At 43.3% G+C, this 7,974-nt stretch carries 8 protein-coding genes and 1 tRNA gene; 5 read left to right on the forward strand and 4 right to left on the reverse strand.

Annotation, left to right across the window (positions count from 1 at the left end):
• Together IQR33_RS13755 and yejK are read right to left on the reverse strand one after the other, a co-directional pair.
• A partial coding sequence (locus tag IQR33_RS13755) for an Hpt domain-containing protein (protein WP_193843769.1) occupies positions 1–1,059 on the reverse strand: 1,059 nt, incomplete at its 3' end.
• An 82-nt stretch (positions 1,060–1,141) separates the two neighbouring features.
• A complete protein-coding gene (gene yejK / locus IQR33_RS13760; RefSeq protein ID WP_005380723.1) occupies positions 1,142–2,140 on the reverse strand; it encodes a nucleoid-associated protein YejK in 999 nt (332 codons plus the stop codon).
• Positions 2,141–2,225: 85 nt separating this feature from the next.
• On the opposite strand from yejK, the gene IQR33_RS13765 reads away from it, so the two are divergent.
• The 3 genes from IQR33_RS13765 to IQR33_RS13775 all read left to right on the forward strand — a co-directional run bounded on the left by IQR33_RS13765 (position 2,226) and on the right by IQR33_RS13775 (position 4,529).
• On the forward strand, positions 2,226–2,453 hold the full coding sequence (locus IQR33_RS13765) for a YejL family protein (protein WP_005380722.1): 228 nt from the start codon (positions 2,226–2,228) through the stop codon (positions 2,451–2,453).
• A gap of 22 nt (positions 2,454–2,475) precedes the next feature.
• Positions 2,476–4,284 (forward strand): DUF3413 domain-containing protein, encoded by a 1,809-nt coding sequence (locus tag IQR33_RS13770; protein ID WP_005380721.1) that lies wholly within the window; start codon positions 2,476–2,478, stop codon positions 4,282–4,284.
• A 154-nt stretch (positions 4,285–4,438) separates the two neighbouring features.
• Positions 4,439–4,529, forward strand: a tRNA-Ser gene (locus IQR33_RS13775).
• Positions 4,530–4,723: 194 nt separating this feature from the next.
• Here the strand turns inward: IQR33_RS13775 and IQR33_RS13780 are convergent.
• On the reverse strand, positions 4,724–5,647 hold the full coding sequence (locus tag IQR33_RS13780) for a histone deacetylase (RefSeq protein WP_025767197.1): 924 nt from the start codon (positions 5,645–5,647) through the stop codon (positions 4,724–4,726).
• A 271-nt stretch (positions 5,648–5,918) separates the two neighbouring features.
• Here IQR33_RS13780 and IQR33_RS13785 point away from each other — a divergent pair, with 271 nt between their 5' ends.
• A complete protein-coding gene (locus tag IQR33_RS13785; protein WP_025767196.1) occupies positions 5,919–6,608 on the forward strand; it encodes an SDR family oxidoreductase in 690 nt (229 codons plus the stop codon).
• Positions 6,609–6,791: 183 nt separating this feature from the next.
• Positions 6,792–6,998: a hypothetical protein gene (locus tag IQR33_RS13790; RefSeq protein WP_005380717.1), complete on the forward strand. Its 207-nt coding sequence runs from the start codon at positions 6,792–6,794 to the stop codon at positions 6,996–6,998.
• 44 nt (positions 6,999–7,042) lie between these two features.
• Here IQR33_RS13790 and IQR33_RS13795 read toward each other — a convergent pair.
• Positions 7,043–7,974, reverse strand: a 932-nt coding sequence (locus IQR33_RS13795) for a DNA topoisomerase (protein WP_265575787.1), incomplete at its 5' end; no start/stop codon positions are given.

Raw genomic sequence — 7,974 nt, forward strand, 5'->3', positions numbered from 1 at the left:
GTCCTGAATAAAGACCTCCAGTAACATCCGCACAGCGCCCTCGTCACCAGACAGAGAATCTAACATTTTATTGATATCTATGTACGGCTCACGTTCCACTACTTCCACTTGTGATGAATTCACCTCATTACAACTTTTTTCGTTCATTTGGACGTTTTGAAAATTTTCTGACTGAGCTGAGGGAACAGTGTTAGCTCCATTTTCATCATCGCCAACTTGCTCTGACTTTTTATCATCGGTTCTGGGTAGTGGTATCGGTTGAATCGTTTTTGGGGAGAAGGCTCCCAATGAAATGAGGAAAAGGAGCAAACCACTGATTACAGACAGCCAAACAATAAAAGTCATTAGCTTCTGTTCCAACTTATCATTTATCGAAGTTAACTGGTTCGGGAAATCTGGATTAAGCAGTTGATTAGATAAATAACTGCCCTGTGCCTGAGCAGATAGTGCGCTTGAGGTTTGAGCAAGCTGGCGCTGAAGAGCACTTCGCTCTTCGGGAGAGAGTGCCTCTGATTCAATAAAAAGTCGGTCTAAGTCACGGTAAGTATCGCTATTCGTTGCAGAGTCACTAAAGACAGACTCAAAAACAAGCGCACCTAAGCGATAGTACATTGCCTGAATTTGCTCAGAGTTTTCTGTTCGAGCACGGCTGCTTCGTAACTGTTCAGCTAACGAAACCAATTCACTGTCACTTCTTACAAAAGCTCGAGCACTTTCTAAAAATCGGTCGGTCGTATAAAGCAATTGAGTGATGTCTGGTGTGATTTTCCCTTCAGAAAACTCACTTTCAAGCTGTAAGCGAACTGCATAAGCCAACTGAAGTTTCAGTGAAATTTGGTCGACGTGTTTAACACGGTAAGGCAGATCGAAGTTAAAAAAGTGCCTGACTTCTTCAACTTTACTTCCTAACTCATTTACAGTCGAAATCGTTTGAATCGTTTGTTTGGCTTGCAGCCAAATGCCAAGTGCTAAAACACACCACAAAACGAACCAGAACCAAACAAACCGCCGTATTCCTTCTTTTAGCTTCAGCAACACTTGCCCCTCGCATATCTCCATTAATTACAAGCATATACTATGGATGTTTCTTATTCACATAAAAAAAGAGAGCCGTTTGCTCTCTTTATTTAACGATATGATTTTAGTTGCGACTTAACTGATCTTTTAGATTTGGAGGCGTCCCTTTAATCGTTAAGGTATCCGTCTCTGGATCATAAAAAATACGCTCGCCAAGTAAGAGACTATCGAAGCTAATATTCAAACCACCACCAGCTCCAACAAATTTAGTCAGTTTGCGAACCGTCGCACGATCACCTGGGAAAGACTCTTCAAGTTCGTACCCTTGCTCTTTGGTGAAATCCATAAAGCTCGTGCCATCTTGGCTTTGAGGAAGCTCTCCGGAAAGCTCTGAGATTTGAACTTCATCACCGGATTTAATTTGCTCATTGCAGTAGTCGTAAACTTGTTTCTTGTACTCGTTCACTTCTTGCTTTTCTAGCTTCGAGTCAGCACAAAAATCATCCACCGCCTGCATCAACACTAAGTTTTGTTGTTTAGTATCTAAGCCAATATCCGCTTGCAGAAAATCTAGGAAGAAGTCCGCCACTTTACGGCCAACGCGTCCTTTAATGTATTGCAGATAACGATTGGATTCCTTGTCGGTCTCGTAGCTCGACAGGTCGATGCGTGCGGCAATATCCATTTTGGTGATATCTAAGTAATCTGTCGCACTGATGTCCAAACCTTCGGTCACTTTTAAACTCTGATTCATTGGTAAGATACCGATGAACAAGTAGTCCGTTGCTAAACTCTGATACTCTGCGAAAACCAAGATACCTTCATCCGCAAATGGGTACTTAATCAACTCTTCTTTCAAGCGATTTGCACTAATTTGTGAGAAGTCGTAAAAATCTCGCTCTCCTTTGCGCATTTCTTGAAGCCAAAATTGAAATTCGCTGTCTGACTGGAAAGCGCCAAAACCTTTACCAGCTTTAGAATGGAATACTCGGTGAAGCTCAGCGACTAAGTTTTCTGTAGATGCATCGTTCTCTAATGATGCTGGACGAAAGTTTACAACCAGCTCGTCCTGATCGTTTTTGCACAGTTGATGCAGAATAACGTTTGAAAGATGAAGACTCATAGTGATTTTATCTTGCTACAAGGTTTTAGTTGATGGGCATTGTAGGTTATCATAAGCCGCTTTTACTATCATTATTAGAGTCTTTATGCCGATTACATCTAAATATACTGACGAGCAAGTAGAAAAAATTCTTGCTGAAGTAGCAACAGTTCTTGAAAAACATGCTGCTTCTCCTGAGTTGACGCTAATGATTGCCGGAAATATCGCAACCAATGTCTTAAATCAACGTGTTGCTGCTTCACAACGCAAAGCGATTGCTGAAAAATTTGCTCAGGCGCTGATGTCTTCTTTAGAAACACCAAAAACACACTAATCACGGACAATAGAACACATACATGGTAGACAGCGGAAACTCATACGGCGAACGTGTATCTCGACTAGTTGGTTGGGGTCACTGGTTTGCATTCTTCAATATCGTTGCGTCGATGTTGATAGGCACACGCTACATTGTTCAGTCTCCTTGGCCCGAGACGTTACTTGGTCAGTTTTATCTGGCGGTTTCTTGGGTTGGTCACTTTGGCTTTCTAGTTTTCGCACTTTACTTGCTTGTTCTATTCCCGTTGACGTTTATCCTGCCATCGCGGAAATTGTTCCGTTTGGTGGCAGTGATTTTCGCAACCGTTGGGCAAACCATATTATTAATTGATACCCAAGCGTATCAGTCGATCAATTTGCACTTAACTCCCGTTGTCTGGGAGTTACTATTCAGCGAAGACAAAAGTGCGCTCAGCACTGACCTACAACATTTATTTGTTGTGATGCCGCTGATCTTCCTTATTCAACTCGCACTATCCGAATGGGTATGGCGAAAACAGCGCAAACTATCTCATAAGCACGTAGGACGCCCTCTCGCGGCCGTCTTTTTCCTCAGCTTTATGACCAGCCATTTGGTTTACATTTGGGCAGATGCGTATTTTTACAACCCAATTACTAGCCAGCGTTCAAACTTCCCTTTGTCTTACCCGATGACGGCGAAGAGTTTTATGGAAAAACATGGTCTACTTGACCGTGAGGAATACCTAAAACGTTTGGCAGAAAACGAAGGCAACGTAGAGTTAGTCAACTACCCTCTTGAAAAGCTTGAGTTTAACCGCCGAGTTAATAAGCTCAATGTGTTGATGATCAGCATAAACAATTTACGAGCGGATGCGCTGAACCAAGAAGAGATGCCTAACCTCTATGAGTTTGCTGAAAACAATCAGAACTTCCGTAATCATTACAGCTCAAGTAATGATACATACGGGGCCTTTGGTTTGTTCTATGGCTTACCGACCAGTTATGCATCAAGCATCAAGGCGCAAGGTGCTTCCCCAGTATTGCTCGATGTACTGAAAGATCAGGGCTACAACTTTGGTTTATTCAGTGGCAGTGGGTTTGAAGATGATCTCTACTCAGAAATTATTTTCCGCGACTTGAACTTAGCGGAAGACCTAGATGGCACGCAAGCTCATACCGATAAACAATCTATCGCAAACTGGAATACATGGTTAGCAGAGAAAGCAAGTCAGCCATGGTTTAGTTACATCGAAGTCACCACCGTTGATAATTTTGAATCGATTCCTTCAAATAATGACGAAGAAATGCCCGCAAGTGAGCGATTCAAAAAAGCTTATGAATATGCAGTGAAGTCGGCGGATAGAACTATCGCCGGTATTATTGATGAACTAGAAACGACGGGACAACTGACAAACACCATCGTAATCATCACTTCTAATCACGGTAGTGAATTTAACGAAACCAATACGAACAGCTGGGGAGCAAACAGCAACTACAGCCGTTATCAATTACAAGTTCCGATGGTGATCCATTGGCCTGGAATGCTGGCTGGCGAATTTAATCACAGCACAAGTCACTTGGACCTCTCAGTTACACTGTTGCAAGATATGCTCGGCGTATCTTCCAACCCATATGATTACAGTAGTGGTCGCAACCTATTCGATGAAAGTCGTCGTCGCTGGATCTTGGCGGGCGATACTCGCGAGCTTGCCTTAATTACTAGCTCGCAAACCACAGTGATCGATAAGTTTGGCAACTACAAGCTGTATGACAAAAACTACAAACGACTTAGAGATGATGCACCGAAGTTGCCAGTTTTGATGCAAGGTTTAACTGAGTTACAGCGTTTTTATTCTAAAAACGATTAATACCTAGCAATCCATATACTATTCAAACTCCCCTTTTTGGGGAGTTTTTGTTTATTTAAACAACACAAACCACAAATTTGCGCAGTAAACATCCAATCAGTTCAACTAGGGGTTTACAACATTTTCAAAGCCTTATATTATGCGCCTCAACAACGGAGAGATGGCTGAGTGGTTGAAAGCACCGGTCTTGAAAACCGGCATACGTTAATAGCGTATCTAGGGTTCAAATCCCTATCTCTCCGCCACTTTTAGAAAAAGCCCGCTAAGAAATTAGCGGGCTTTTTCGCATCTCCAGACTTAAAAAGATTTGTACAAATCGCTTATCACTTCTTGAACGCAACTAAGCACTCCGCCACTCTCAGAAAGAACCCACAAAAAATTAATGCCCTTTTCGTTCGTTTCAGTGTTGAATCAATTTGATATTTACGTCTAGTTGTATCTACTCATCAATAAAGACTTCTTTAGCGGCATTGATAAGCTGCAAATGAATTGGGACGAGGTCAGCATGATTCGTTCGATATCCACCTCCAACGACAGCTGCGACAGGGATACCTCGAGATTTCACTGTTTGCATTAAAAATCTATCACGTTCTAAAATCCCTTGCGTCGACACATCAAAATATCCAAGCTCATCGTCTTGATGTATATCGACACCAGCATCGTAGATAACCAAATCAGGGCGATGAAGATTAAGTGCCATATCGACCACTTCTTTAAACGCCATTAAAAAATCCTCATCACCTGTTCCTCGCACCATAGGCACATCGAGGTCAGACTGAGGCTTCCTCGCTGGGAAGTTTTTATCACAGTGGAAAGAAAGCGTGATGATATCTGGCTCATCGTCACATAAAGTTGCTGTTCCATCCCCATGATGAACATCACTGTCAATGATCAATACTTTATCGACATGCTCAACTTCGAGTGCTTGTCTAGCCGCGATCACTAAGTCATTAAATAAACAAAAACCACTGCCAAACTCTTTGTGTGCGTGATGATACCCACCACTCAAATGAATGGCCACACCGTACTCAAGTGCCTTTTTTGCGGTCAGAGCCGTGCCCGCTGCTGAAGTTAGCGTTCTGGTAATGAGAGACTCACTCCAAGGAAAACCTATTCGGCGCATCTTCGCAGCTGGCATGTTTCCACTAACAAGTAACTCGACGTATTCCTCGTCATGAACACGTTTTACTTCCCCAACAGTTAATGCTTCGGGCTGGAAAAACTGCGTGTGCTCTTTCCAGTTATCTTTCTCCATATGCACCAATACCGATTCATAGAGGTACTGGTATTTCATAATTGGGTAACGATGCCCCTCTGGCAACTCAAGTTGAGAATAAATCGGGTGGTAGATAAATGGCAGCATGAGAAATTCTTAATAACAATGGTAACGAAATAGTATCAACTTAAAGGGTTGAATAAAACGCAATTTAATTGATAATAATTTTCAATATCAATTAAATTTAATATACATATGAATTCTACTTTCTTTGCTATTCTCGGCGCACTGTTTGGCTCTCTTTGTGCCCTGTCCCTATTTTCATCTCTTGTTGTTGGTGCGTGGTGGTTGGTTGATTTTATTGTGCTTAACTAACACAATGACTTTCAACTGAAATCAAAAAAGCATAGGTGTTTGTATGAGTCAAACCGTCTTTATTACCGGAGCAAATCGCGGCATTGGCCTTAGCTTAACTGAGCTGTACCTGAAGCAAGGCCACCAAGTACATGCTACTAGCCGTTCCTTAGAGAACAGTTCAGAACTACAAACTCTAGCCTCACAATTCAGCAATCTGGTTTTGCACGAACTGGATGTCACGCACTACGAACAAGTCGCTAAGCTTGCCGATAAACTCCCTGCCATCGACTTACTCATCAATAATGCAGGATATTACGGCCCCAAGGGATATGGCTTTGGAAACACTGACGTAGAAGAATGGCGTAAAGCCTTCGAAGTAAACACCATTGCACCGTTAAAACTGGTTGAGCACTGTTACCCTCGTTTACAACAAGGCAAGATGAAAAAGATTGCTTGTATCTCATCAAAAGTCGGCAGTATGACCGAAAATACGTCCGGCGGCGGCTATATTTATCGCTCATCGAAAGCGGCGCTTAACTCGGTTGTGAAAAGCTTAAGTAATGATTTAACACCTGAAGGATTTACCGTTTTAGCGCTTCACCCTGGTTGGGTAAAAACGGCAATGGGCGGACCAAATGCATTGATAGATACGCAAACCTCCGCACAGGGCCTCGCGAACGTGATAGAACTGAGCACACCGCAGCTTTCAGGTCGATTTATTAACTACGATGGTACTGAGTTACCTTGGTAGCAGCATTAAGACACAACCATCACTAAACCAAATACCATCAAAGCCAGGCTTCATAATCGTGACTTGGTTGGCAAACATAATGTTCATCAGTGATCCACCAGCATAATTCGCGCAATCTAACTTGAATTTATCTACATCCAATCCAGACTTAGGAAAAAGTAGAACAAATAAGGAGAAAGCACGATGGCAGCAGATAGGGATTTGGTTAATTTTAGCGAAGAGCACGAACTAAATTACTGCTTGAGAAGTGCTGGTAAACGCCAAACTCAAGCGAATCGAGATACATTAGTTGACTTGGGCAACCAGGTGAAAGAGGTACTGGACAAACGCGTGTTAACTCAAGGTGAAGTAAGAGGTGCGATCCAAAACCACGGTGATCTGTTCGAGTAATCTATTTTCAAGCATGCGCGGAGTTTAATTACGCCGCGCTTGTCCTATGCCTGCTTACCTTTGGTTGCACGAGATTTAGTCGCGCCACCATTCTTTGAATAACTGCGCTTTTTACGTTTAAACGCAGGACGTTCCACCTTGGGTAGATGACGTAATGAATCAGGGATAGGGCCTGCTTTTACTTGTGCCATCAAGCTATCAATGCGTTGTTCCAGTGCTTGCATGAACGGCTGATATGCTTGATTTCTCTCTGCCATACCTTGTAACTGGTGCTCCCAATGAGCCGTCATATCAGGGTATGTTGAATCTTCTGGCAAGGCATGAATGAGACCTCTTCCCGCAGGAGAACTGAGAATTGACTTACCTTGACGCGTAAGCAGTTGGCGTTTGAACAGCGTGTCCAAAATACCAGCGCGAGTCGCTTCCGTGCCTAGCCCATCAGTGTCACGAAGGATTTTTTTCAGTTCTTTATCCGCAACGTAACGGGCGATCCCGGTCATCGCTTGCAACAACGATGCCTCGGTAAAATGCTTTGGTGGCTCGGTTTTTCGGTCTTTTATTTCCCCTTCACGACAAGTTAACACGGTGCCTTCGGGTAGCGGTGGCACGGCATCAATACCTTCATCTTCCTTGTCAGTTTTGCCCATTAGCGCTTTCCAACCCGGCGAAACTAACTGACGACCTTTCGCGACAAACGTACCACCAGCGATATCGAAAACCAATTTCGCTTCTGCGTAAACCGCCGCCGGATAGAACTGCATGAGGTACTGGCGCGCAATCAATTGATACACCTTCATCTCATTGCCGGAAAGCGCATTCACATTAGCTTGCTTCGGTGTAGGGATAATCGCATGGTGCGCATCCACTTTTTTATCGTTCCAGGCTTTGGACTTTAATGTTAAGTCTGCTCCCTGAACGGCAACTTGCAACTCTTTTGCGTTATTCGCAATAGCAGTTGTCACCGTCCCTGCTTGTG

Source organism: Vibrio sp. OPT46 (assembly GCF_015163535.1).
Taxonomy (GTDB): domain Bacteria; phylum Pseudomonadota; class Gammaproteobacteria; order Enterobacterales; family Vibrionaceae; genus Vibrio; species Vibrio alginolyticus.

What these genes read in the sequence shown, in the direction of transcription:
- yejK (WP_005380723.1), bottom strand. Translation starts at nt 2,140, where the DNA reads ATGAGTCTTCATCTTTCAAACGTTATTCTGCATCAACTGTGCAAAAAC.
- IQR33_RS13765 (WP_005380722.1), top strand. Translation starts at nt 2,226, where the DNA reads ATGCCGATTACATCTAAATATACTGACGAGCAAGTAGAAAAAATTCTT.
- IQR33_RS13770 (WP_005380721.1), top strand. Translation starts at nt 2,476, where the DNA reads ATGGTAGACAGCGGAAACTCATACGGCGAACGTGTATCTCGACTAGTT.
- IQR33_RS13780 (WP_025767197.1), bottom strand. Translation starts at nt 5,647, where the DNA reads ATGCTGCCATTTATCTACCACCCGATTTATTCTCAACTTGAGTTGCCA.
- IQR33_RS13785 (WP_025767196.1), top strand. Translation starts at nt 5,919, where the DNA reads ATGAGTCAAACCGTCTTTATTACCGGAGCAAATCGCGGCATTGGCCTT.
- IQR33_RS13790 (WP_005380717.1), top strand. Translation starts at nt 6,792, where the DNA reads ATGGCAGCAGATAGGGATTTGGTTAATTTTAGCGAAGAGCACGAACTA.